Below are 23,157 nucleotides of genomic sequence, written 5' to 3'. Positions count from 1 at the left end.
TCATGAGTGCCGCGTGGTTTGTACTGAGCAGCTCAGCCGCCAACGTTTGCGCACAAAATAACGCAAACGATGATCGCGTGATCCAGCCCACGTCTGCGCTCATAGTGTCCGAATATGAAACATTCGTGACCCGGCCAAATCCGCCAGCCATTTTCATGGAAAGAAAAATTGGAAGTGCCGATGCTGGCGAAGCCGCATCGAACGAGCGCATTATTGTTAATCCTGTAATGGAAGAGGAACTGGCCGCATCGGTTCAACCCATAGCGTCGGCGCCGCTTGCGGTGCGGGCAGACATCACGCTTGAAAAAGTCACCGCGACGACGGATGAGTCGCCAGTCGCCGCGCACACGACCAGCGTCACGCTTTGGGATGAGATCCCGCCGCCGGTGCCCGCTCCCGTTCCCGTCGAGGCAGTGACGCGCTCCGCACCGGGGAACGTCGCGAGCGCGGGCACCCAGAAGACGCGCTAGCCGGGAAATTGCAAACCGGTGCAGGGCAAGTCGTCTAAAGAACGACCACAACAAGATACGCGCTGCGGCTACGCAACAACGCAGAAACAGGATTTGAAGGACACGCCGGACAGCAGGACACTGATCGTATTGCTCAGCGAGTAGCGAGGCCGCGTAATTGCGCGGCACGAGGCATGCCGCGCAATTACGCGAGGAACGCATCTGCGGCCTTTACGCAGCGTCCCGCTCGACGGCCATATGGATCGACAGCGCATTGCACCGCGGTGTCCGCCAGGACATCGTTTGCGCCGTGGCAAAAAGGAGATCGCTCGTGTTCGAATCCGTTCCCGTCTCCGTACCCGCGCCGGGTAAAACCACACTGGATTCAATGCTGCCGACGAGCATCCTGCCCACCGTCATCCCGGTCGCGCCAGGTCTGTCCGGTGCACCGGATCTCCCGATCGTTCCGATCATCCCAACGCCCCATGCGACGGCGGCCGTCCGTAACCTGCTCTACATAGCGCAGGCACCGAATGAGGCGCTGGTCACGTACTTGAAAAGCCTTGGCTGGAAGGTATCGGCTGGGTCACTCGCCACCCAGGCCAGCGTCCTGAAAACCGATACGCCGGTGGCCGGTATTGTCGATATGACCAGCTTTTCGGCGCGCGAGCTGACCGCGCTCGAGCCTGCGCTGCGTCATCAGCGAGCCGGCTGGATCGCCCTCACCGACGACACCCATCTCGCCGACCCGGTCGTCTGCCACTTGATCCGGCACTTCTGCTTCGACTTCGTGAAGGGTCCGTTCTCCCACGCGACCATCGGTTACCTCGTCGATCACGCGTACGGCATGGTGAGCCTCGGCGACATCGACCTGGCCGATACCCCGACCGTGTTCGGCGACGAGCAGATGGTCGGCACCTGCGAGGCCATGCAGCAGCTCTTTCGCACCATCCGCAAGGTGGCGAACACGGACGCGAACGTGTTCATCACCGGCGAATCGGGGACCGGCAAGGAATTGACGGCCGTGGCTATCCACGAACGCTCGCCACGCCGCAAGGGCCCATTCGTCGCGATCAATTGCGGCGCGATCGGCAATCACCTGATTCAGTCCGAACTGTTTGGCTACGAGCGCGGTGCGTTCACGGGCGCGAACCAGCGCAAGATCGGCCGGGTGGAGGAAGCCGACGGCGGTACGCTGTTCCTCGATGAAATCGGCGACCTGCCGCTCGACAGCCAGGTGCATTTGCTGCGTTTCCTGCAGGAACGCAAGATCGACCGGCTGGGCGGCCATGACCCCATCGCCGTCAACGTGCGGATCATTTCCGCAACCCACATCGATCTGGAAGCCGCCATGGCCGCCGGGCGTTTTCGTACTGACCTGTTTCATCGGCTGTGCGTGCTGCGGGTGGACGAACCGCCGCTGCGAGCGCGCGGCAAGGACATCGAAATTCTCGCGCTGCATGTGCTGCACAAGTTCAGGAGCGACGGCCGGCGCAAGATCGTCGGCTTTGCGCCGTCGGCGATCGAAGCGATGTACAGCTACGCCTGGACCGGCAATGTGCGCGAGATGATCAATCGCGTGCGGCGCGCGATCGTAATGGCGGAGAACAAGCTGATCACCGCCGACGATCTCGGGCTCGGTCACTGCACAGGCATTGAATCGACCACGCTGGCCGCTGCCCGCGATGCCGCCGAGAAGCGCGCAATCGAGCTGACGTTGCTGCGGCACCGGCACAGGCTCGCCGAGGCGGCGGCGGAATTGGGGATCTCGCGGGTGACGCTGTATCGGCTGATGGTCGCGCATGGATTGCGCGGCGCGGCGATGGTGACCGGCGCGGACGCGTAGTGAGAAGGCTCGCGGCGTCGGGCGTCGGGCGTCGGGTAGAATCGACGGCTTGATTTATCTCGAAGCCGGATACGGCTCTGCACACCATGACGACGCTGACCCTGATCGTCGCCCGCGCGCGCAACGGCGTGATCGGACGCAACAACCAATTGCCCTGGCGCTTGCCCGAAGACCTCGCGTTCTTCAAACGCACGACGATGGGCGCGCCAATTGTGATGGGACGCAAGACGCATGAGTCCATTGGACGGGCGTTGCCGGGACGGCGGAATATAGTGGTGACGCGCGACGCCCAGCGCCGCTTCGACGGCTGCGACACGGTGACCCGGCTTGCCGATGCGCTGTCGCTCGCCGCTCGCGACGACGCCGGCGAAGTGTTCCTGATCGGTGGCGCCGAGTTGTTTCGCGAAGGGTGGCCGCTCGCGCACAAGCTGATCGTGACTGAGATCGATGCTGATTTCCCCGGCGACATTTCCATTGACGCGCCCGATGCAGCGATCTGGACAGAGGTCTCGCGGGAGACGCATCATGCGGCAGCACCGAATGACTTCGACTATTCGTTCGTGGTGTACGAGCGCCGCACGGCTTAGCTTCGGCTTTCGAGCGTTCGATCCGCTTGCTGGCTAATCCATCGCGCTTTGCACTTTCCATTGAAAAAGCCCGGAATGGCGCTAGCCGTTCCGGGCTTTTTCTCTTCGGTCGATCCTCTTACTGCCCCGCGATCGTCATCTTTTCGATCAGCACGGAGCCAATTTCCTTGTTGCCGCGCACGACCGTATCCGCGCCGATCGCCTCGATGTGCCGGAACATCTCCTGCAGCGTGCTGGCGACCGTGATCTCTTCAACCGGATACTGGATCTTGCCGTTCTCCACCCAGAAGCCGGATGCGCCGCGCGAATAGTCGCCGGTGACGTAGTTCACGCCCTGCCCCATCAGTTCTGTCAGCAGCAGGCCCGTGCCCAGCTTCTTGAGCATTTCCTCGAAGTCATCGCCGGGTTTCGTCAGCGAGCTACGCAGCGATAAATTATGCGAACCGCCCGCGTTGCCCGTCGTTTTCATACCCAGCTTGCGAGCCGAGTACGTCGACAGGAAATAGCCTTGCACTACGCCGTCTTCCACGACGTTGCGGCGTTGCGTGCGCACGCCTTCTTCGTCGAAAGGCGCACTGCCCATGCCGCCCTTCACGTGCGGGTCTTCCAGCACCTGGATGTGCGGCGCGAACACCGGCTTGCCGAGGCTGTCGACGAGGAACGTGGTCTTTCTATATAGCGCGCCGCCACTCACCGCCTGCACGAAGGCACCCAGGATGCCGGCTGCCAGCGGTGCTTCGAACATCACGCGGCATTTGCGGGTATCGAGCCCGCGTGCGCCCATGCGGGCGAGCGCGCGATGCGCGGCGTACCGGCCGATAGCTTCCGGTTCGGCGAGATCGGCGGCGTTGCGCTTCGATGTGTACCAGTCGTCACGTTGCATGTCACGGCCGGAACCCGCGATGGGGGCACACGCCACGTAGTGACGCGAGAACGGATAACCGCCCATGAACCCGCGCGATGTAGCCAGCACGAACTGCGAGTGCTGCGCCGATACGCTTGCGCCTTCGGAGTTCTGGATGCGTTTGTCGACTGCGAAGGCGGCGTCTTCTGCTCGACGGGCGAGATCAGCGGCTTCTTCAGCGTCAATGTCCCAAGGGTGGTAGAGATCGAGATCTTGGGGCGCCTTTTCCAGCAACTCTTCTTCGGCGAGTCCTGCAGCGCTGTCTTCAGCTGTGAAACGCGCGATGTTGTAGGCGGCGGCGACGGTGTCTTTCAGCGCTGCGCGCGTGAAGTCCGAGGTGCTGGCATTACCGCGCTTGTTTCCGATAAACACAGTCACGCCGACCATTTTGTCGCGATTGTGCTCGATGGTTTCGACTTCGCCGCGGCGCACGCTGACTGAGAGGCCGTCGCCTTCGGAGATCTCGGTGGCGGAGTCGGTGGCGCCGAGCTCCTTTGCATGCCGCAGGATGTCGGACGCGATTTCCTTCAGCTCGTCCTGGGTATGCGGGAAAAAGCGTTGCCTGACGTCCATGTCTGCTGCCATTTTATGTCTGCCTGTGGGTGCTCGACGTGTCGAGCGTGTTCGCGTTGTTGGTCGTGGTGACGGGGCGGGTTAGCGCCCGCTGTGCACTTGAATGCGGCTATGTGGCCGGATTTCGACCATCGCACGATGATAGCAAGTCCAGCACGGGTTTGGTTTCACCCCTGCCACGCTACAATACCGGGATGAACCGTAAAACCCGCACGCAACCGATAAACCCGGCCGAGGCCTCCGAACAGGACGGCAGCGAGCACGGCTACGACCGTCCCAGCAAATCCCAGCTCAAACGCGACATGCTTGCGCTGCAAGTACTCGGCGTCACGCTGATCGAACTGCCGAAAGACGCGCTCAAACGCATGCCCATGCCGGAAAAGCTCGACGACGCCGTCCGTGCCGCCCGCCGCATTACCGACCACGAAGGCAAACGCCGCCAACTGCAATACGTCGGCCGTGTCATGCGCTCACTGACCGATGAGGAAACGGCAGCGATTCGCACTGCGCTGGATTCGTATCGCGGCGTGAACCGGGCTGAAACGGCCAAGCTGCACTGGATCGAAAGAACCCGCGAAAAACTCCTCGCCGACGACGCCGCCCTCACCGATTTCATTCGCCAACACCCCGGCGTCGACCCGCAAGAAGGCCGCACGCTGATCCGCAACGCCCGCAAGGAACGCGAACAGGCCAAACCGCCGCGCTACTTCCGCGAACTGTTCCAATGGATCAAGACCGCAGCGGGCGTGGAAGACGAAGAAGATGAGAGCTTGATCGAAGGCGAAGATGGAGACGAAGGCGTCGAATTCCCGGAGCGAGAAGACGACGATGGCTACAAAGCGTAACCATCCGGACGAATTGGTGATCGGCCTGGTGTCGATCAGCGACCGCGCTTCACAGGGCGTGTACGAGGACAAGGGCATTCCGTCGCTGCAAGAGTGGCTCGCGAGTGCACTGAGTTCGCCCTGGCGCGCGGAAACCCGGCTGATCCAGGACGACGCGGCGACCATCTCGGCCACGCTGATCGAACTCGTCGATGAAACCGGCTGTGACCTGATCCTGACCACCGGCGGCACGGGCCCGTCACGCCGCGACGTGACGCCGGAAGCCACGCTCGCAGTCGCCACGAAGCCCATGCCCGGTTTCGGCGAACAAATGCGCCAGATCAGCCTGAACTTCGTGCCGACAGCCATTTTGTCGCGACAAGTGGCCGTGATTCGCGAAACGGCGGATCACGCGGCGCTGATCGTCAATTTGCCCGGCCAGCCGAAATCGATCCGCGAAACGCTGGAAGGATTACGCGACACCGACGGCAAACCCAAGGTACCGGGCATTTTTGCCGCGGTGCCTTATTGCATCGATCTGATCGGCGGCCCATACATCGAAACACGGCCCGAAGTAGTGGCCGCGTTCAGGCCGAAAAACGCGATCCGGCCGCCAAAATCCTGATCGACTACGCGCTTAAACCGGCGTGGTCGGCGTGGCATTGCCCGCTGCCGACGGAATCAGGAAATGCTCGCGGTAGTACTTGAGTTCGTCGATGGATTCGTGGATATCGGCAAGCGCCGTGTGCATCGCGCGCTTCTGAAAACCCTTGTAGATAGCCGGCTGCCAGCGGCGGCACAGTTCCTTGAGCGTGCTGACGTCGAGGTTGCGATAGTGGAAAAACGTTTCCAGTTCGGGCATCCACCGGGCCATGAAACGCCGGTCCTGACAGATGGAATTGCCGCACATGGGTGACTTGCCCGGCGGGACATACTGACCCAGGAATTCGCGGATTTGCCGCGTGGCTTCTGCTTCATCGACCGTCGACGCCCGCACGCGCTCCGTCAGTCCCGAGCGGCCGTGCGTGTTGCGGTTCCACTCATCCATCTTGCCCAGCGCCGTTTCATCCTGGTGAATCGCGAGGACCGGCCCTTCCACCAGTTTGTCGAGCGTCGAATTCGTCACCACCACCGCAATTTCGATAATGCGGTCGGTGTCGGGCTCGAGGCCCGTCATCTCCATGTCGAGCCACACGAGGTTCATGTCGCTGCGGACGAGGTCCGAGGAGCTTGGGGAGGAAGCGGGATCGAGCACGGGATCGGCCATATGAGGGCAACCTGAGAGGGGTTTGACGCCTTGCCAGGCGCGGTTTTGGATAACCAACACAGACCGCGCGCGGCAGCGGCCAAGAACCTATAATTCTCGCATAGTTCAATCGCGCATATTTCAATCGGGTTTCCGCTGATGTCCAATTTCAATCTCGCCTTTTCGATCGTGTTCGTCGTAGCGCTGGTCGGCATGGTCGGCACCAAGCTCTGGCTGGCATCGCGCCAGATCCGGCACGTCGCCGCGCATCGCAAGGATGTGCCACCGCAGTTCCTGCAGACCATTCCGCTCGCCGCCCACCAGCGCGCCGCCGATTACACCGTCGAGCGCACGCGCCTGACCATGGTCGAGGTCGTGATCAGCGCGGCGCTGCTGATCGCGCTGACCCTGCTTGGCGGCATCCAGCAGATCGAACTCGCCGTCTCCGACTGGCTCGGCCGCGGTTATGTGGGGCAGATGGCGCTGGTGGCTATCGTGGTCGCGATCACCAGCGTGGTGGATCTGCCGTTCGACTACATCCGGCACTTTGTGATCGAAGAGAAATTCGGCTTCAACCGGATGACGAAGAAGCTCTTTTTCCTCGACCTGGTGAAAGGCATCGTGCTGGGCGCGGCGATCGGCTTGCCAGTGCTGTTCGTGACGCTGTGGCTGATGAACCAGGCCGGCGCGTTGTGGTGGCTGTGGGCGTGGGTGCTGCTGGTCGCGTTCCAGATGCTCGTGCTGATCCTGTACCCCACGTTTATCGCGCCGCTGTTCAACAAGTTCGAGCCGCTGAAAGACGAAGCGTTGCGCTCGCGTATCGAGAACCTGATGTCGCGTACGGGGTTCGCCGCGAAGGGTTTGTTCGTCATGGACGGCAGCCGCCGTTCGGCGCACGGCAACGCGTATTTCACGGGTTTCGGCGCGGCGAAGCGAATCGTGTTCTTCGATACCCTGCTCGCCCGGCTCTCCGGCAACGAGATCGAAGCGGTGCTCGCACACGAGCTCGGCCACTTCAAGCGGCGCCACGTGATCAAGCGCCTGATCGTCACGTTCGTACTCAGTCTCGCGATGCTTGCGCTTCTCGGCTGGCTGGCGCAATGCGTATGGTTCTACGAAGGGCTTGGCGTGCGGCCATCGCTGCTCGGCAACAACAACGGCCTCGCGCTGGTGCTGTTCATGCTGGCGTTGCCCGTCTTCATGTTCTTCGTAACGCCGTTGGGCAGCCTGAGCTCGCGCAAGCATGAATTCGAAGCCGATGCGTTCGCCGCAAGCCAGACCGACCCGCGTGACCTCGTCAACGCGCTGGTCAAGCTGTACGAGGACAACGCGTCCACGCTTACGCCCGATCCGCTGTACTCCGCGTTTTATGCATCGCATCCGCCTGCATCGCAGCGCATCGAGCGCTTGATGCGGTACGCCGCATGAGGCCGGGCAACGCGAAGAAAGCGACAAACGCGCGCATCGAAGGAAAGGTCATTGCTGCGCACGGGCGGCATTATCTGGTCGCCCCCGCCGACGGCAGCGCCATGCTCCAATGCTTCCCGCGTGGCAAGCGCAGCGAGATAGCGGTCGGCGACCGCGTGAGTTACGAGCAGTCATCCGCGGATCAGGGGGTGATCGTCGAGATTGGCGAGCGCCGCAACCTGCTTTACCGATCCGACCAGTTCAAGTCGAAGCTCTTCGCCGCCAATCTCGACCAGCTCATGATCGTGCTCGGCACGGAGCCGCATTTCAGCGAGGACTTGCTTGGGCGCGCGCTGATTGCTGCCGAGGCGCACGGGCTCGAGCCGTTGATCGTGCTGAACAAGATCGATATGGAAGGACCCCTCGCGGTCGCTCGCAAGAGGCTGGCGTTGTATCGGGAGCTTGGGTACACGGTGGTGGAGTTATCGGCGAAAGCGGCGCCTGAGCGTGTGCATGAAGAACTCGATGCGCGACTGGCCGACCGTGCCACCTTGCTGCTTGGGCAATCGGGCATGGGTAAATCGACGCTGGTGAACATCCTCGTGCCGAACGCCGAAGTGGCAACGCGTGAGATATCGAAGGCGTTGAACAGCGGCCGGCACACGACCACGTTCACGCGGCTCTATCCGCTGCCGGGAGGAGGATCGCTGATCGATTCGCCAGGGTTCCAGGAGTTTGGACTGCATCACTTGTCCGAGGGACAGCTGGAGCGTTCGTTCGCGGACTTCCGGCCGTTCCTCGGCAAGTGTCGCTTCTACAACTGCCGGCATCTGCACGAACCGGGCTGCGCGATTCTGGAAGCCATGGCGCAAGGCAAGATCAGGCCGGCGCGACACCAGTTGTACGCGCAACTGGTGCATGAGGCCAGTCAGATTGTTCGATGATTTCATCGACCTGATGAGTATGGGCAACTGCAGCTAAACAGACCGCTAAAACAGATTGCGACGGGATGAAGAAACTGACGCGGGCTCCGAATCTGATCACAGCGCATCACTGGGTGAATGTGCTGGTGACAGCAGGGATAGGGTGCGAGTTACACAACCGTTATTTGAGCGGTGCGATGGGCGAGATTCCAGCGGAGCAATGCGCGCCCGAGATATGGATACTGGATGATCGCGACGAGGTATTGGCGACAGGCATCCTGGAGCGCGCCCGAAGCGGTCCGGCAACCAATGCCCGGGGATGGCGCTGCCAGCAATGCGGTGAGCCACTGGAAGCGCAGTTCACGGTGTGCTGGCAATGCGGGACAGAGAGGGACCCGCTGAACGACGAGTAGGGCTGCAAGGACAACGCTGCCCGGCAGGAAGTCAAGTCAAGCAGCGTTGTTTCAGGCCAGCCACACCGCGATGCTGAGCATAAGCAGCAACAGCATCCAGAGAATCACGGCACGCCAGACAAGGCCCACGGCAGACTGCAAAGTCCGCGGCGTGCAGTCGTCGCCAACAGGCAGCGGACTGGCATCGCCAACAGCCAACGCCTCGACGCTCAGCGGCTCCGCTAACGGACCCGCCAGACGCGCTCCCAGCGCCCCACTCCCCGCCGCGAGCAGAACCCCTTCGTTGGCATCGGGCCATTGCCGGGCGTGGTTGCGCCAGGCATAAATAGCGTCCTCGAAATTCCCGACAATGGCGAAGCCCAGCGCAGTCAGCCGCGCCGGCACCCAGTCGATGAAAAAGAACGCCCGCTGCGCGAAGGTAGAGAATGCCGGCGTACGTTCGTCAGTCGGCTGGACCCACGACCTCGCCAGATACTCCGCGATGCGATAAAACACCGCGCCCGCCGGTCCGATCGGAATCAAGAACCAGAAGAACACACCAAACACGTGCCGATGCGACGCCACCACCGCATGAACGAGGGTATGCCGGACGATCTCGCTGACGGGCATATCAAGCGTATCAATGCCGGTCCACTCATTGAGAATCTCGCGAGCGCGCGGCACGTCGTCGTTGTTCAGGGCGAGATGGATGTCGGTGAAATAGTGGCTGAACTGCCGGAAGCCCAACGTGCAATACACGATCACGACGTTCCACAGGAACGCCAGCGCAAAGTTGATGCGATAGAGCACGTAATAGACAAGCCCGACGGCTAACGTCCATGGCACCACGACCACTAGCCACGCGAGCACGCCGTGCCGCTGCTTGCCGGCATCGAAGCCATGAGCTGCGGATTCCGCATGGTACTGAAGCAACGCCGAAATGGGATTCTGCGGCGAGAGCGCGCGCAACTGCTCGATGATGAGAGCCAGCAATACAGAGAAAAAAGTCATGCGATGCGCCGAGACATTCGAGTTTTACGAATTTCTTGTAAAGATAGCACAGCACCGTCCGCATCAGAGGGACACATCGGCTGCATGGTTAGCCGAGCCTCTGCACGTTGGGCGTCAAGCCGCGAGGAAGCGATAGAAATTGCGTAACATACCCGCCGTTGCACCCCAGATAAAATACGGAGCCACATTCTCGGCAGGCGAAAAAGGCATCGCAAAAAAACGACGCTCGCCGTCTTCCCAACGAAACACGCGGACCTGGTGATTGGCCGGGTTCATGAGAAATGCGAGCGGGACTTCGAAGATATCGGCGACTTCGAGGGTATCGGCGTGCAGTTCGAACGGAGGATGCACCAGCGCCACGACCGGCGTGACCCGAAACCCCGTTCCCGTCAGATACTCGGGCAACTCCCCAAGCACTTCCACGTGCTTCGCCGCGAGGCCTACCTCTTCCTGCGCTTCGCGAAGCGCGGTCGCGGCGGCGTCAAGGTCCTCCGGCTCCCGGCGTCCGCCCGGGAAGCTGATCTGCCCCGCGTGATCCGAAAGATGATCCGCCCGTTGCGTGAGGAGCACGGTCAAGCCGGTCTCCCGCAAAACCAGTGCAATCAGCACCGACGCCACCCGTGGATCCCCACCCAGCGCCTTGATCCTGTCGTCGCGCGCGTCGGGCGTCCAGGCGAGCGTCTGCTTGAAGCGCGCACGCAGTCCGGCCGGCGTCAGGAGTTCGCTGCGCACAGGCGGCAGATCGGCGCCGGTCGATTCGATCGGCAAGATCTCAGGCTCGAGGATTCGGGGAGTCGACAGCTTGGTCGGAGACACGAGGGCTTTTAGTTCTTGGGAGGGTCTGGTTCTGATTCTGATTTTAAAAAAGCATTGCGGTCAGTACCCAAATAAAACTGAAGTGAAGCGCAAAACACGATTTGACCACACCAAAGAAAAAAGCACCCGCGAAGGTGCTTTTTCCAGTGCAGCTTCGGTGCAGTTTATTGCGCCTTGGCAGCAGCACGGTCTTTCGACACGAGCTTTTCCTTGATCCGAGCCGACTTGCCCGAACGCTCGCGCAGGTAGTACAGCTTCGCACGACGCACGTCACCACGACGCTTCACGACAATGCTCGCCAGCAGCGGCGAGTAGGTCTGGAACGTACGCTCGACGCCTTCGCCCGACGAAATCTTGCGGACGATGAAATTCGAGTTCAATCCACGGTTGCGCTTCGAGATCACAACGCCTTCGTAAGCCTGGACACGCTTGCGCGTACCTTCGACTACGTTGACGCTAACGATCACCGTATCGCCGGGGGCGAATGCGGGGATGGTTTTCTCGCCGAGCGCGCGCGCGATTTCTTCTTGCTCGAGTTGCTCAATCAGATTCATTACCGACTCCTGGTGCCATCTTGCCGGAGTTGTTTGCCACTATCAGTGGCCCCGGTAGAGGATGGGTTCACATCTGGCGCCCGCTTGAATTCACAAGCCGGGCACCGCCCTTTCGTCTCGCCTCGTATTTGCCTTCCAAAACCTACTGCGCTTTGGATCTTTCCTTGGCGAGACTTGCAAGCCATGTCTCATCGACACGGCTCAACATTTTAGCCTTGCGCGCCCGTTCGATCAGATCGGGCCGCTTTTCCTGCGTATTCTTTAGCGCCTCACGCCGGCGCCACGCCTCGATTTCCTTGTGATGGCCGCCAAGCAGCACATCCGGAACCCGTACACCGCCGTATTCTTCCGGGCGTGTGTAGTGCGGGCAATCGAGCAGCACATCGACAAAACTGTCCTGCACGGCCGACTGCGAGTCGTTCAGCACGCCGGGCAACTGGCGCACCACTGCGTCCATGAGCGCCATGGCCGGCAATTCGCCGCCCGACAACACGAAGTCGCCGAGACTCACTTCTTCGTCAACCACACGATCGATCAAGCGCTGGTCGATGGCTTCGTAACGGCCGCATAGCACGACGAGACCGGGTTCCTGAGCGAATTGCATCACCCGCTCATGATTCAGCGTTTTCCCTTGCGGCGACATCATCACCACACGCGAACCGCTGATGCCCTGCTCCGCCTGCGCCGCTTTCGCAGCCGAGATCGCATCTTCCAGCGGCCTTGCCAGCATGACCATGCCGGGGCCACCGCCGTACGGGCGATCATCGATGGTTCGATAATTGTCCGTGGTGAAATCGCGAGGATTCCACGTGCGCAGACCAAACCGCTCCTGCTTCACTGCCCGACTGGTAATACCCCAATCGGTCAGTGCGCGAAACATCTCGGGAAAGAGCGTCACGACGTCAAACTGCATCGCTCTCTCCTTGCAGTGAATCGATGGATCAATAGTCAGCGTCCCAGTCGACGACAATCCTGCGCGCCGCCTGATCCACTGTTTTGACGTATACCCCAACGAACGGAATCAGCCGTTCGCCGGTTGCGGGCGAACCGTCCTTGCCCGTAGTCGGAAATTCCACGCGCATGATGGAATGCGCGCCGTTGTCGATCATGCCCGCGACCTGGCCTAAAGCCACGTCTGCGTCATTCACGACGTCGAGGCCGATCAGATCGACCCAGTAGAACTCGTCATCACCGGTCAGCTTCGGAAAGTCGCCGCGCAACACATGGATACTGTGACCACGCAACGCATACGCTGTCTCGCGGTCATCGCTGCCTGCAAAGTGCGCGACGACCGTGTCGCTATGCACTTTGGACTGAAGGCATCGAACCACCTTGCGCTCGTTTCCCTTGACCAGCCACCAGCGTTTTGCCGCGAGCATTGCGTCACCGCCATGACCCGCATGCGCGTGCGGCGCAATCTTGACCCAGCCCTTCAGTCCGTAAGCGTCGACGATCGCACCCACTTCAATGGCGTCATCGGGCAAACTTTCTACGGGCTCGATCGATCCTGCGCTATCTGAAGCGTCGACAGCCACGCGACGCGCTGCCGGCTTACGGACAAACGCGCCAAACGTGGCCTCGTTCGGCTCAGGTTTTTCGCCACGTGCGGCTGTCAAACCTGAGTCTGAAGCAGAATCACGTGACGACATGAGCCAATCTCCCGCGAACCTCGGCAGCTGGAATCGATCGGATCACAAATACCCAAACGATCGACTGCAGCAAGCGCACTTAAGCAGCCGGCTGAGCTTGTTGCGATTGCTTGACCAGACGTGCAACCGTCGGCGACAACTGCGCGCCGTTGTCTTGCCAGTACGTCAGGCGGTCCTGGGCGATACGCAGCGATTCGCCTTTGGTCGCGACCGGGTTGTAAAAACCCACGCGTTCAATGAAGCGGCCATCACGGCGGCTACGCGAATCAGTTGCAACGATGTTGTAAAACGGGCGCTTCTTGGAGCCGCCACGAGCCAAGCGGATGATAACCATGCTGAAATCCTTGAAAACCGGGGTTCGGAACTACCAAAACACGCGATTATAGCGGCAAAACGGAGCCTTAACAAACACTTGCGTCGATTAATCAAGATGGAACGTGGCCCGCGGCATGTCGTTCGACCGACCATCGCCCGCCCCGACGCGGTGCAAAGCGGGTTTTTCAAGACTTCGCCGCGCGGGCGCGGAGTGTCATTTTGGGGAGACAGATTTGAACTCGCTTATGACTTTCAGCGGTAAAGGTTTCTCTGGCGGTGATTCGCGCGGGGCAAGCGGCTTTGACAGAGGTTTCGCCCGGTCCCTCCTGGCTCGCTCGGCGCGTGCTGCGTTTTTAGCGGCGAATATGCTGGTTGCGCTGGCCGGTTCGTTCATCGCAGGGGGCGCCCATGCGGCGCTGCCCATTGACGAAATCAAACTGCCGCCGGGCTTTAGCATCGCGGTTCTCTCGGATGACGTCCCGAGCGCCCGCGCCATGGCTTTATCGCCTAAAGGCGTACTTTACGCCGGCAGCCTCGACGGACACGTCTACGCGCTCGAATTGAAGGACGGACGGGTCACTGCGAAACACGTGATCGCGTCAGGTCTGGACGAGCCGGCGGGCGTGGCGTGGCACAACGGCGCGCTCTATGTCTCCGCGATCTCCCGCATCCTGCGCTTCGACGACATAGACGATCACCTCGAGGCGCCGCCCAAACCTGTAGTGGTCACCGACAAACTGCCTTCCGACCGGTCGCACGGCTGGAAATTCATTGCGTTCGGCCCGGACGGCAAGCTGTATGTGCCAACCGGCGCGCCTTGCAACATTTGCAATCCGGATCCCAAACGGTACGCGCTGATTGCCCGAATGAACCCGAACGGCACCGACTACGAAGTGTTTGCGAACGGCGTGCGCAACACGGTGGGTTTCGACTGGGATCCGCAAACGAAAGAACTCTGGTTCACCGACAACGGTCGCGACATGCTCGGTGACGATATCCCCGACGACAAGCTCAATCACGCGCCGAAGGCCGGCATGGACTTCGGTTTTCCCTACTACCACGGCGGCGACGTTGCAGACCCTGAATTCGGCGCCGGCCATCCGTGCTCCGGTTTCACGCCGCCCGTGGTCAAGCTGGGCGCACACGTCGCATCGCTTGGCATGCGCTTCTATACTGGCACGATGTTCCCCTCCGACTATAAGAACAACATATTCATCGCGGAACACGGCTCCTGGAACCGCAGCACGAAGGTGGGATATCGCGTAGTAAGAATTGTGCCGGATGCGAATGGCGAGAAACCGCGCATGGAGACTTTCGCCCAAGGCTGGCTGCGTCCGAAGGAACAAGTCTGGGGTCGTCCCGCCGATGTCCTGCCAATGCCCGACGGCTCGCTTCTCGTCAGCGACGACTACGCGGGTGCAATCTACCGGATTACGTACGCGCAACCTTGACGACGCCGCGATCTTGCAGTGACGTTGCCACGACTTGATCACTGCGCGCTGAGCCTTTTAGCCGCGTGAGCGCTCGTCCCTGCGGGCGTAGAATGCCGCGTCGGCGTGACACTGCTCCCGTTTGCGCCAATCCGCGCCCATTGCCCACTGCATTTTCCTTTTCGTTTCCCGATGAACAACTCGCCGTCCACTGCTTCGCACCCATCGAAACCAACGTCGAACGGGCGTTTCCGCTCGAAAACGCTGACCGCCGCGCTCGCCTTCTTTTTCGGCAGTATTGGCGCGCATCGCTTTTATTTGTACGGTTTGCGCGACAAGTTCGGCTGGGCGCACATTATTGGCATCCTGATGGGCGTGGCCGGTTACATGCTGCTAGCAGCAACCGATCGGGCGTCGATTCTCGGCTGGATCCTGGTCGTGCCCGGCGCCATTTCACTGCTGGCGGCGTTCTTGTCGGCGATCGTCTACGGCTTGAGGCCCGACGACAAATGGGATGCTCAATTCAATGCGCAAACCGGCCAACAAAGCGAATCCGGCTGGACAGTCATTTTCGTCGTGATCTTTTCTTTGTTGTTTGGCGCGTTCCTGCTGATGGCAGGTCTTGCCGTCACCTTCCAGACTTACTTCGAAGGCCAGGTTCAAGCAGCTAAAGAGTTGTCGCAGTAGGGCTCACGGACCGCAGCGGCGCTGCCCGGCAGTCGCTACGGCCACGCTTCAAAACAACTTCATCTGCGCACTGTCCACGGCTGCACGCGGATGTCGACCCACCACCTTCTCAACATGCCGAAATTCCGACATATCCAGAATTCCGCGCTGCCGTTGATTCAGGCCAAGCCGCTTCGTGGCGTTATGAAAGCGCTGCTTGAGCATGTCGGCCCATAACCCTTCGCCTTTCATCCGCTTCGAGAAATCCGAGTCGTAGTCCTTGCCGCCGCGCATATCGCGCACACGCCCCATCACACGCTCCGCCCGATCCGGGAAATGTGCCGCGAGCCAGTCCTTGAACAGCGGCGCCACCTCCCACGGCAAGCGCAAAACGATGTAACTCGCACTCGTCGCCCCTGCTTCTGCGCAGGCTTCCAGCACCCGTTCCATGTCCGGTTCCGTGACGAACGGAATAACGGGCGCGACGCTGACACCGACTGGAATGCCCGCTTCGGTCAGCGCCCGGATAGTGCGCAGCCTTCTTGAAGGCGTGGCTGCGCGCGGTTCGAGCGTGCGGGCGATGTCCGCATCCAGCGTGGTTATGGTGATTGCAGCCATGACCTGACCTTTCTGCGCCATGGGTGCGAGCAGGTCGATATCCCTTTCGATCAACGACGACTTCGTGATTGCCGCGAACGGATGCCCTCGCTCGCTCAGGATCTCGATCACCCGCCGCGTGATCCGCAAATTCCGTTCGACAGGCTGATACGCGTCAGTAATCACGCCCAGAGCGATTGGCTCCGGCTGATAGGACGGTTTGTCCAATTCCCGCTCAAGCAATTCGCCGGCATTGATCTTGGCGTAGATCTGGCTTTCGAAATCCAGTCCCGGCGATAACCCCAAATAGCTATGCGTAGGCCGCGCGAAGCAATAGATACAACCATGCTCGCAGCCGCGGTAAGGGTTAAGCGATACCCCAAACGGAATATCCGGGGATGAATTTCGCGTCAGAATGCTCTTCGCGCGTTCCTCGAACACTTGCGTGCGCAGCGACGGCGCGTCGTTGGTTTCCCCGTCCTCACCGATATACGTCCAGCCGTCATCTACACGCTCCCGCTCGTCCTTCTCGTAGCGCCCCTGCATGTTCGTGACCGCCCCTCGGCCCTTGAGCGGCGCGGGAGGAGCAACAGGATATTCGTTGTCGTGAGAAGCCATGGACGGGGAGTGAAAGCAGGAAAACACTGTATGAATATACAGTAAGTTACCGCGGCCGCAAGCTCTTTTCAGGCGTCCACGGCGATGGTCAGCGTTTCCTTGATTTCCTCCATCACCACATAACTTTTCGACTGCACGGCGCCCGGCAGTTGCAGCAGGATGTCGCCGAGCAGTTTGCGGTAATCGGCCATTTCACCAATACGCGCCTTGATCAGGTAGTCGAAATCGCCGGACACGAGATGGCATTCCAGCACCTCGGGAATGCGCTGCACCTCGCGCCGGAACTGCTCGAACATGTTGCCGCTTTTGTGATCGAGGGTGATCTCGACGAATACCAGCAGCGAAGCGCCCAACTGATGCGGATTCACCCTCGCGTAGTACCCCGCGATCACCTGGTCACGCTCCATGCGTTTGACGCGTTCAATGCACGGCGTCACCGAGAGCCCGACCTGCTCAGCCAGGTCTTTCATCGCCATACGACCGTCCTGTTGAAGGATCTTCAGAATGCGGCGATCGATCTTATCGAGTTCTCGTACTGAATTTCGTTGCGTTCTCATTGCTTTCCACTGAAAAATGAATAAATACAATAACAAAAACTGCCTACGTATCAATACTATAGTCGATACCACTATGTAACCCGCTACTCACATGGCTTCATGTCGAAACGAAGCGAATGACCGGCGGACACACTTTGCACGGAGCAAGACATGCGAGTCGTAATTCTGGGAAGCGGTGTTGTCGGCGTCACGAGTGCCTACTATCTGGCGCGTGCGGGGCACGAAGTGACCGTGATCGATCGTGAAGCGGGACCGGCGCTAGAAACGAGTTTCGCGAACGCGGGTCAGATCTCGCCGGGTTACGCATCGCCGTGGGCTGCGCCGGGCGTGCCGTTCAAGGCAATCAAATGGATGTTTGAGAAACACGCGCCGCTCGCCATCCGTCTGGACGGAACGTCGTTTCAATTAAAGTGGATGTGGCAAATGCTGCAGAACTGCACGCAGGCGCGCTATTCGGTCAACAAGGGGCGTATGGTGCGCCTGGCCGAATACAGCCGCGACTGCCTGCAGGCGTTGCGCGCGGACACAGGTATCAATTACGAAGGCCGCACGGGTGGCACGCTGCAGGTTTTTCGGACCCAGCAACAACTCGATGGCGCCGCGAAGGACATCGCCGTGTTGCGCGATGCAAACGTGCCGTTCGAATTGCTTACGCCGGCTGAATTGCAAAACGCGGAACCGGCGCTTGCCGCCGTATCGCACAAGCTGACCGGCGGTTTGCGTCTGCCGAACGACGAAACCGGCGATTGCCAAAAATTCACCACGCGCCTCGCGGCAATGGCCGAACAGCTCGGCGTGAAATTCCGTTACAACACTCCAATCGACGCGCTCGCGGTAAGCGGCGGCCGCATTGCGGGCGTGCAGTGCGGTGGAGAGACCATTCGCGGTGATTCATACGTGGTCGCGCTGGGCTCTTACTCCACGAAACTGCTGGGCAGTCTTGTCGATATCCCGGTGTATCCGCTGAAGGGCTATTCGATCACGGCACCCATCGCGAACGAAAGCGCCGCGCCGGTTTCCACCGTGCTCGACGAAACGTACAAGATCGCGATCACCCGTTTCGATGACCGGATTCGTGTCGGCGGAATGGCGGAGATCGTCGGCTTCGACAAATCGCTGAGCCAGGCGCGTCGCGAGACGCTGGAAATGTGCGTGAACGACCTGTTCCCCGGTGGCGGCGATACCGCGAAGGCATCGTTCTGGACCGGATTGCGCCCGATGACGCCGGACGGCACGCCTATCGTCGGCCGTACGCCGCTGCCGAACCTGTTCCTCAATACGGGTCACGGCACCCTGGGTTGGACCATGTCGTGCGGCTCGGGCCAGCTGCTGGCCGACTTGATGTCGGGCAAACAGCCGGCCATCCAGTCCGACGATTTGTCGGTGCACCGTTATCTCGGCGAAACGCACACGAGCACGCGGCCGTCGTATGCAAGTGCGTGAGTTGGATTTTCACGCGTAGCGGCGAGCGCACGCTTTAAAAAAATGCCGTTCGACTTTCGTCGAACGGCATTTTTCATGGACCCGCTTAACCTCAGCAAATCAGAACTGGTCCTCGCTCAGCGCGAGATACCCTTCCTGCCAGTTGCCGCTAACGATCGATGCTTCAATGCCTGGCGCTTGCGACAAGATATGCTCCGCGAAAAACCGGGCCGTCGCGATCTTGGCGCCATAAAACGCTTCGTCCTCGCTTCGCTTGTCAGACGCCACCAGCAGAGCGCGCGCCATTTGCCATCCTCCGAGCACAATGCCGGCCAGCTTCAGATACGGCACGCTGCCGGCAAAGACTGCGTTCGGATCGCTTTTCACCTTGGCCACCATGAACTCGACCACCCGTGCCAGCGACAGGCTTCCCGCGCTCAAATGCCGATGCATCGACTTGAACGCCTGCCCGTCGCGCCCGGCTAGTTGCGCGAGGGTCTGATCCATCTGCGCCAGAATCGCCTGAGCGGTCGCGCCGCCATCACGCACGGTCTTGCGGCCAATCAGGTCGTTGGCCTGAATCGCAGTCGTGCCTTCGTAGATGGTGAGAATGCGGGCATCGCGGTAATACTGCGCCGCGCCCGTTTCCTCGATGAAACCCATGCCGCCGTGAACCTGCACGCCAAGGCTCGCGACATCGATGGAAAGCTCCGTGCTCCAGCCCTTCACGATCGGCACGAGAAATTCGTAGATCGCCTGATGGCTGGCGCGCGCGGCTTCATCGGGATGATGATGCGCGAGGTCGCAATGTGCCGCCGCCACGTAAGCCAGCGCGCGCGACCCTTCGGTTAACGCGCGCATGGTGGACAGCATGCGGCGCACGTCGGGGTGATGAATGATCGACACCGGCTGTTTGGCGGAGCCATCGACCGGCCGGCTTTGCACGCGATCCTTCGCGAACGCGACGGCCTTCTGATACGCCCGCTCTGACACTGCAACGCCCTGCAATCCGACCGCGAACCGCGCCGCGTTCATCATGATGAACATGTACTCCAGCCCGCGATTTTGCTCGCCGATCAACTGGCCAAGGGCGCCGCCGTGATCGCCAAATTGCAGCACGGCTGTCGGACTCGCCTTGATCCCGAGCTTGTGTTCAATCGATACGCAATGCACGTCGTTGCGAGCGCCAAGCGTGCCGTTTTCATCGGTGATGAACTTCGGCACCAGGAAGAGCGAGATGCCCTTCACGCCGTCGGGCGCGTTGGGCGTGCGCGCCAGCACGAGATGGACGATGTTCTCCGCCATGTCGTGCTCGCCGTAGGTGATGAAGATCTTCGTACCGAAGATCTTGAACGTGCCATCGCCCTGCGGCTCGGCGCGTGTGCGGACCAGCGCGAGATCGGAGCCGGCTTGCGGCTCGGTGAGATTCATCGTCCCGGTCCAAACGCCCGAGATCAGCTTTGGCACGAAGAGCTGCTTCTGTTCCTCGGTCCCAGCGGTCAGCAACGCTTCGATAGCGCCATCGGTGAGCAGCGGGCACAACGCAAACGACAAATTCGCCGAGTTCAGCATCTCGATGCAGGGGGTCGCGATCAGCTTGGGCAACCCCTGGCCTTCGTACTCGACCGGATGCAGCACACCCTGCCAGCCGCCCTCGCCGAATTGACGGAAAGCCTCTTTGAACCCGGGCGTGGTCGTGACCTCGCCGTTCTTCCAAAAGCTTGGGTTCTTGTCGCCTTCGAAGTTCAACGGCGCGACGACTTCGTTGTTAAAACGCGCGGCTTCTTCGAGTACGGCCTGCGCGGTGTCGAGACCGGCGTCCTCGAAACCCGGCAACGCCGCGATGCTTTCTATATCGGCTAGTTCTTTCATCACGAACAGCATGTCCTTGACCGGCGCTCTATAGCTCATGTCTTGTCTCCCCCAACAGATGTGAAAAGGGGCGCACGTATGTCGCCCCTTTTTGCGGTCTTGCTTTCTTTCCAGCCAGTGGCTTTAAGAACGATCAGCCAAGTTCTTTCACGAGGTCCGGCACGACCGTGAACAAATCACCCACGAGCCCATAGTCCGCCACGCCAAAGATTGGCGCTTCCGCGTCCTTGTTGATCGCGACGATGACCTTCGAATCCTTCATCCCGGCCAAGTGCTGGATCGCGCCCGAGATACCGACGGCGACATACAAGTTAGGCGCCACGATCTTGCCCGTCTGACCCACTTGATAGTCGTTCGGAACGAACCCGGCATCGACCGCTGCACGCGATGCGCCCAGCGCTGCACCGAGCTTGTCCGCCAGCGGTTCGAGCACTTTCGTGTAGTTCTCGCCGCTGCCCAAACCGCGTCCGCCCGACACGATGATCTTCGCCGACGTCAGCTCCGGCCGGTCCAGCTTCGTCAACTCGCGGCTCACAAACTTGGAGATACCCGTGTCAGCCGAGGCTTCGATCTTTTCCACCGTCGCACTACCGCCTTCTGCCGCCACCGGATCAAAACCCGTGGTGCGCACCGTGATGACTTTGATCGCATCGCTCGATTGAACGGTGGCGATTGCGTTGCCCGCGTAGATCGGACGTTCGAACGTGTCGGGCGAATCCACTGCGGTAATGTCGCTGATCTGCGCGACATCCAAATGAGCCGCAATGCGCGGCGCAATGTTCTTACCGTACGGGGTCGCGGGCGCCAGGATATGCGAGTAGTTCTTCGCGATCAGGACCACCGTTGCGTCGATATTCTCCGCCAGGCCATCGGCGAGTTGCGGGGCATCTGCGAGCAATACCTTCGCTACGCCCACAATCTTCGCCGCTGCATCGGCTGCGGCTTGCGCGTTCGACCCTGCGATCAGCACGTGGATATCGCCGCCGATCTTCTGCGCGGCCGCGATGGTGTTCAACGTCGCCGGTTTGACCGACGCGTTGTCGTGTTCTGCAATTACAAGAATGGTCACTTTGGAAACTCCCTCACAGAACCTTGGCTTCGGTCTTCAACTTCTCGACCAGCGTCTTCACGTCCGGCACCTTCACGCCTGCGGAGCGCTGCGGCGGTTCAGCCACTTTGAGCGTCTTCAGGCGCGGCGTGACGTCGACACCGAGGTCTGCCGGCTTCAACGTTTCCATCGGCTTCTTCTTGGCCTTCATGATGTTGGGCAGCGTCACGTAGCGCGGCTCGTTCAGGCGCAAGTCCGTGGTCACCACAGCCGGCAACGTCAGGGAAAGCGTTTCCGAACCGCCGTCGACTTCGCGCGACACGGTGGCTTTGCCGTCGGCCACAACCACCTTCGAGGCGAACGTCGCTTGCGGCAAACCAGCGAGCGCCGCGAGCATCTGACCCGTCTGATTCGAGTCATCGTCAATCGCTTGCTTGCCGAGGATGATCAGTTGCGGCTGCTCTTTATCGACCAGCGCCTTCAAAATCTTCGCCACTGCCAACGGTTGCAATTCCTCAGTCGATTCGACCAGGATCGCGCGATCAGCGCCAATCGCCAACGCGGTACGTAGCGTCTCCTGACATTGCGTCACACCGCACGACACAGCAATCACTTCCGTCGCCACGCCCGCTTCGCGCAGGCGCACGGCTTCTTCCACGGCGATTTCATCGAACGGATTCATCGACATCTTCACGTTCGCGATGTCCACTGCGCTGCCATCCGGCTTGACCCGAACTTTCACGTTGTAGTCGACCACGCGTTTGACTGGCACCAAGATTTTCATGCACACGCTCCTAAGTTACGAATACATCAACCCAAGCCCATTATAACGAGTGACTCCCGCCGCCGAATGCTTACGGCGGATTCGCGAGGAGTCCGTCAGGCTTTGCGCAATCAGTAGATGCTTATTTTTACAGCACGATCGTTCTATTTTACGCGCAGAACGGCAGAAATGACAATCGGGGATGCACTTTAAACGGGCACATTTGCGACTTTTCCGCCAGCCCTTCTCATGACTCTTTTACTTCGCGCTGCGCCTGAACGCGGCAGGCATTGAACTGATTGCCGCGGATCTGCGTGGCCACGGTAAATCGCCGGGCGAGCGTGAGTGGATTGAGTCTTTCGACGAATATCTGCTCGACACTGACGCGCTCCTCAATGCCGCGGACACGACCCTGCCGCTCAAGATCCCGCTGTGCCTGATGGGACATAGCAGGGTGGCGCAATGGCCGCGCTTTACGCGGCCGGGCGCCTGCCGGAAAGCGGCCGGAAACTGGCCGGGCTGATCCTGTCGAGCGCTGCGCTCAAACCGCCGGCCGACGCGCCGCGCTAGAAGCTCAAGCTGGGCGGCCTGATCAGCCGCCTGATGCCGCGATTTCCTGCGCTGACCATTGACCCTGCTACGCTGTCCCGTGCGCATAGCGTGGTCGAGGCGAACCGTGCCTTGAATT

At 60.6% G+C, this 23,157-nt stretch carries 24 protein-coding genes and 1 pseudogene; 12 read left to right on the top strand and 13 right to left on the bottom strand.

The features are described 5' to 3' along the window. Positions 1 to 155: 155 nt before the first annotated feature. From BSU04_RS45720 to BSU04_RS26510, 3 genes are all read left to right on the top strand, one after another. Positions 156 to 470, top strand: coding sequence for a hypothetical protein (locus BSU04_RS45720; protein ID WP_144021364.1), 315 nt, complete (start codon positions 156 to 158; stop codon positions 468 to 470). A 367-nt stretch (positions 471 to 837) separates the two neighbouring features. Continuing rightward, entirely contained in the window at positions 838 to 2,295 is a 1,458-nt protein-coding gene (locus tag BSU04_RS26515; RefSeq protein ID WP_089163382.1) for a sigma-54 dependent transcriptional regulator, read from the top strand. 86 nt (positions 2,296 to 2,381) lie between these two features. After that, the gene (locus tag BSU04_RS26510; protein WP_089163353.1) at positions 2,382 to 2,882 is read left to right on the top strand and encodes a dihydrofolate reductase; all 501 of its coding nucleotides are present in this window, start codon (positions 2,382 to 2,384) and stop codon (positions 2,880 to 2,882) included. Between the two features lie 118 nt (positions 2,883 to 3,000). Here the strand turns inward: BSU04_RS26510 and pmbA are convergent, their stop codons facing one another. After that, the gene (gene pmbA, locus BSU04_RS26505; RefSeq protein ID WP_089163352.1) at positions 3,001 to 4,371 is read right to left on the bottom strand and encodes a metalloprotease PmbA; all 1,371 of its coding nucleotides are present in this window, start codon (positions 4,369 to 4,371) and stop codon (positions 3,001 to 3,003) included. 182 nt (positions 4,372 to 4,553) lie between these two features. On the opposite strand from pmbA, the gene yjgA reads away from it, so the two are divergent. Further along, a complete protein-coding gene (gene yjgA, locus BSU04_RS26500) occupies positions 4,554 to 5,204 on the top strand; it encodes a ribosome biogenesis factor YjgA (protein WP_089163381.1) in 651 nt (216 codons plus the stop codon). After that, positions 5,188 to 5,808: a molybdopterin adenylyltransferase gene (gene mog / locus BSU04_RS26495; protein ID WP_089163351.1), complete on the top strand. Its 621-nt coding sequence runs from the start codon at positions 5,188 to 5,190 to the stop codon at positions 5,806 to 5,808. The genes yjgA and mog overlap by 17 nt, the downstream gene beginning before the upstream one ends. A 12-nt stretch (positions 5,809 to 5,820) precedes the next feature. Here mog and orn read toward each other — a convergent pair whose 3' ends face one another. Continuing rightward, positions 5,821 to 6,450: an oligoribonuclease gene (gene orn, locus BSU04_RS26490; RefSeq protein WP_089163350.1), complete on the bottom strand. Its 630-nt coding sequence runs from the start codon at positions 6,448 to 6,450 to the stop codon at positions 5,821 to 5,823. Positions 6,451 to 6,588: 138 nt separating this feature from the next. Here orn and BSU04_RS26485 point away from each other — a divergent pair, with 138 nt between their 5' ends. The 3 genes from BSU04_RS26485 to BSU04_RS26475 all read left to right on the top strand — a co-directional run bounded on the left by BSU04_RS26485 (position 6,589) and on the right by BSU04_RS26475 (position 9,172). Beyond that, positions 6,589 to 7,857, top strand: a complete 1,269-nt coding sequence (locus BSU04_RS26485; protein WP_089163349.1) for a M48 family metallopeptidase — start codon at positions 6,589 to 6,591, stop codon at positions 7,855 to 7,857. Continuing rightward, a complete protein-coding gene (gene rsgA, locus BSU04_RS26480; protein WP_089163348.1) occupies positions 7,854 to 8,780 on the top strand; it encodes a ribosome small subunit-dependent GTPase A in 927 nt (308 codons plus the stop codon). The genes BSU04_RS26485 and rsgA overlap by 4 nt, the downstream gene beginning before the upstream one ends. A gap of 65 nt (positions 8,781 to 8,845) precedes the next feature. Next, a complete protein-coding gene (locus BSU04_RS26475; protein ID WP_089163347.1) occupies positions 8,846 to 9,172 on the top strand; it encodes a putative signal transducing protein in 327 nt (108 codons plus the stop codon). A 51-nt stretch (positions 9,173 to 9,223) separates the two neighbouring features. Here BSU04_RS26475 and BSU04_RS26470 read toward each other — a convergent pair whose 3' ends face one another. The 6 genes from BSU04_RS26470 to rpsP form a co-directional block, all read right to left on the bottom strand. Next, complete coding sequence (locus tag BSU04_RS26470; RefSeq protein WP_089163346.1) at positions 9,224 to 10,162, bottom strand: CobD/CbiB family protein; 939 nt, start codon at positions 10,160 to 10,162, stop codon at positions 9,224 to 9,226. Between the two features lie 114 nt (positions 10,163 to 10,276). After that, positions 10,277 to 10,978 (bottom strand): CoA pyrophosphatase, encoded by a 702-nt coding sequence (locus tag BSU04_RS26465; protein ID WP_373452871.1) that lies wholly within the window; start codon positions 10,976 to 10,978, stop codon positions 10,277 to 10,279. Positions 10,979 to 11,142: 164 nt separating this feature from the next. Then, positions 11,143 to 11,532, bottom strand: coding sequence for a 50S ribosomal protein L19 (gene rplS, locus BSU04_RS26460; RefSeq protein ID WP_089163345.1), 390 nt, complete (start codon positions 11,530 to 11,532; stop codon positions 11,143 to 11,145). A gap of 142 nt (positions 11,533 to 11,674) precedes the next feature. Continuing rightward, entirely contained in the window at positions 11,675 to 12,445 is a 771-nt protein-coding gene (trmD, locus tag BSU04_RS26455) for a tRNA (guanosine(37)-N1)-methyltransferase TrmD (protein WP_089163344.1), read from the bottom strand. A 28-nt stretch (positions 12,446 to 12,473) separates the two neighbouring features. Next, positions 12,474 to 13,181: a ribosome maturation factor RimM gene (rimM, locus tag BSU04_RS26450; protein WP_089163343.1), complete on the bottom strand. Its 708-nt coding sequence runs from the start codon at positions 13,179 to 13,181 to the stop codon at positions 12,474 to 12,476. A gap of 79 nt (positions 13,182 to 13,260) precedes the next feature. Beyond that, positions 13,261 to 13,515, bottom strand: a complete 255-nt coding sequence (gene rpsP, locus BSU04_RS26445) for a 30S ribosomal protein S16 (protein WP_031361027.1) — start codon at positions 13,513 to 13,515, stop codon at positions 13,261 to 13,263. Between the two features lie 307 nt (positions 13,516 to 13,822). Here rpsP and BSU04_RS26440 point away from each other — a divergent pair, with 307 nt between their 5' ends. Next, on the top strand, positions 13,823 to 14,947 hold the full coding sequence (locus tag BSU04_RS26440; RefSeq protein ID WP_441300011.1) for a PQQ-dependent sugar dehydrogenase: 1,125 nt from the start codon (positions 13,823 to 13,825) through the stop codon (positions 14,945 to 14,947). A 171-nt stretch (positions 14,948 to 15,118) separates the two neighbouring features. Further along, positions 15,119 to 15,613 carry an NINE protein gene (locus tag BSU04_RS26435; protein ID WP_089163341.1) on the top strand — a complete coding sequence of 165 codons (495 nt, stop codon included), beginning with the start codon at positions 15,119 to 15,121 and terminating at the stop codon, positions 15,611 to 15,613. A gap of 48 nt (positions 15,614 to 15,661) precedes the next feature. Here the strand turns inward: BSU04_RS26435 and BSU04_RS26430 are convergent, their stop codons facing one another. Together BSU04_RS26430 and BSU04_RS26425 are read right to left on the bottom strand one after the other, a co-directional pair. After that, entirely contained in the window at positions 15,662 to 16,807 is a 1,146-nt protein-coding gene (locus tag BSU04_RS26430; RefSeq protein WP_089163340.1) for a PA0069 family radical SAM protein, read from the bottom strand. A 68-nt stretch (positions 16,808 to 16,875) separates the two neighbouring features. Next, positions 16,876 to 17,364 (bottom strand): Lrp/AsnC ligand binding domain-containing protein, encoded by a 489-nt coding sequence (locus tag BSU04_RS26425; RefSeq protein ID WP_089163339.1) that lies wholly within the window; start codon positions 17,362 to 17,364, stop codon positions 16,876 to 16,878. Between the two features lie 150 nt (positions 17,365 to 17,514). On the opposite strand from BSU04_RS26425, the gene BSU04_RS26420 reads away from it, so the two are divergent. Continuing rightward, positions 17,515 to 18,807 (top strand): D-amino acid dehydrogenase, encoded by a 1,293-nt coding sequence (locus tag BSU04_RS26420; protein WP_089163338.1) that lies wholly within the window; start codon positions 17,515 to 17,517, stop codon positions 18,805 to 18,807. 99 nt (positions 18,808 to 18,906) lie between these two features. Here the strand turns inward: BSU04_RS26420 and BSU04_RS26415 are convergent, their stop codons facing one another. From BSU04_RS26415 to BSU04_RS26405, 3 genes are all read right to left on the bottom strand, one after another. Continuing rightward, positions 18,907 to 20,697, bottom strand: coding sequence for an acyl-CoA dehydrogenase (locus tag BSU04_RS26415; RefSeq protein WP_089163337.1), 1,791 nt, complete (start codon positions 20,695 to 20,697; stop codon positions 18,907 to 18,909). Between the two features lie 94 nt (positions 20,698 to 20,791). Beyond that, positions 20,792 to 21,727: an electron transfer flavoprotein subunit alpha/FixB family protein gene (locus BSU04_RS26410; protein ID WP_089163336.1), complete on the bottom strand. Its 936-nt coding sequence runs from the start codon at positions 21,725 to 21,727 to the stop codon at positions 20,792 to 20,794. 13 nt (positions 21,728 to 21,740) lie between these two features. Then, complete coding sequence (locus tag BSU04_RS26405) at positions 21,741 to 22,490, bottom strand: electron transfer flavoprotein subunit beta/FixA family protein (RefSeq protein WP_089163335.1); 750 nt, start codon at positions 22,488 to 22,490, stop codon at positions 21,741 to 21,743. A 241-nt stretch (positions 22,491 to 22,731) separates the two neighbouring features. On the opposite strand from BSU04_RS26405, the pseudogene BSU04_RS26400 reads away from it, so the two are divergent. After that, positions 22,732 to 23,150: pseudogene (locus BSU04_RS26400) on the top strand (alpha/beta fold hydrolase); the annotation flags it as partial. Positions 23,151 to 23,157: the final 7 nt, after the last annotated feature.

The organism is Caballeronia sordidicola (assembly GCF_002220365.1).
GTDB lineage: Bacteria > Pseudomonadota > Gammaproteobacteria > Burkholderiales > Burkholderiaceae > Caballeronia > Caballeronia sordidicola_C.
Note: the sequence above shows the minus strand (reverse complement) of the source record. Positions and strands in the feature narration are given on the sequence as shown.

What these genes read in the sequence shown, in the direction of transcription:
- BSU04_RS26420 (WP_089163338.1), top strand. Translation starts at nt 17,515, where the DNA reads ATGCGAGTCGTAATTCTGGGAAGCGGTGTTGTCGGCGTCACGAGTGCC.
- orn (WP_089163350.1), bottom strand. Translation starts at nt 6,450, where the DNA reads ATGGCCGATCCCGTGCTCGATCCCGCTTCCTCCCCAAGCTCCTCGGAC.
- rsgA (WP_089163348.1), top strand. Translation starts at nt 7,854, where the DNA reads ATGAGGCCGGGCAACGCGAAGAAAGCGACAAACGCGCGCATCGAAGGA.
- rpsP (WP_031361027.1), bottom strand. Translation starts at nt 13,515, where the DNA reads ATGGTTATCATCCGCTTGGCTCGTGGCGGCTCCAAGAAGCGCCCGTTT.
- BSU04_RS26430 (WP_089163340.1), bottom strand. Translation starts at nt 16,807, where the DNA reads ATGGCTTCTCACGACAACGAATATCCTGTTGCTCCTCCCGCGCCGCTC.
- BSU04_RS26415 (WP_089163337.1), bottom strand. Translation starts at nt 20,697, where the DNA reads ATGAGCTATAGAGCGCCGGTCAAGGACATGCTGTTCGTGATGAAAGAA.
- BSU04_RS26435 (WP_089163341.1), top strand. Translation starts at nt 15,119, where the DNA reads ATGAACAACTCGCCGTCCACTGCTTCGCACCCATCGAAACCAACGTCG.
- BSU04_RS26485 (WP_089163349.1), top strand. Translation starts at nt 6,589, where the DNA reads ATGTCCAATTTCAATCTCGCCTTTTCGATCGTGTTCGTCGTAGCGCTG.
- mog (WP_089163351.1), top strand. Translation starts at nt 5,188, where the DNA reads ATGGCTACAAAGCGTAACCATCCGGACGAATTGGTGATCGGCCTGGTG.
- BSU04_RS26515 (WP_089163382.1), top strand. Translation starts at nt 838, where the DNA reads ATGCTGCCGACGAGCATCCTGCCCACCGTCATCCCGGTCGCGCCAGGT.
- BSU04_RS26510 (WP_089163353.1), top strand. Translation starts at nt 2,382, where the DNA reads ATGACGACGCTGACCCTGATCGTCGCCCGCGCGCGCAACGGCGTGATC.
- trmD (WP_089163344.1), bottom strand. Translation starts at nt 12,445, where the DNA reads ATGCAGTTTGACGTCGTGACGCTCTTTCCCGAGATGTTTCGCGCACTG.
- BSU04_RS26470 (WP_089163346.1), bottom strand. Translation starts at nt 10,162, where the DNA reads ATGACTTTTTTCTCTGTATTGCTGGCTCTCATCATCGAGCAGTTGCGC.
- rplS (WP_089163345.1), bottom strand. Translation starts at nt 11,532, where the DNA reads ATGAATCTGATTGAGCAACTCGAGCAAGAAGAAATCGCGCGCGCGCTC.
- rimM (WP_089163343.1), bottom strand. Translation starts at nt 13,181, where the DNA reads ATGTCGTCACGTGATTCTGCTTCAGACTCAGGTTTGACAGCCGCACGT.
- BSU04_RS45720 (WP_144021364.1), top strand. Translation starts at nt 156, where the DNA reads ATGGAAAGAAAAATTGGAAGTGCCGATGCTGGCGAAGCCGCATCGAAC.
- yjgA (WP_089163381.1), top strand. Translation starts at nt 4,554, where the DNA reads ATGAACCGTAAAACCCGCACGCAACCGATAAACCCGGCCGAGGCCTCC.
- pmbA (WP_089163352.1), bottom strand. Translation starts at nt 4,371, where the DNA reads ATGGCAGCAGACATGGACGTCAGGCAACGCTTTTTCCCGCATACCCAG.
- BSU04_RS26475 (WP_089163347.1), top strand. Translation starts at nt 8,846, where the DNA reads ATGAAGAAACTGACGCGGGCTCCGAATCTGATCACAGCGCATCACTGG.
- BSU04_RS26425 (WP_089163339.1), bottom strand. Translation starts at nt 17,364, where the DNA reads ATGAGAACGCAACGAAATTCAGTACGAGAACTCGATAAGATCGATCGC.
- BSU04_RS26405 (WP_089163335.1), bottom strand. Translation starts at nt 22,490, where the DNA reads ATGAAAATCTTGGTGCCAGTCAAACGCGTGGTCGACTACAACGTGAAA.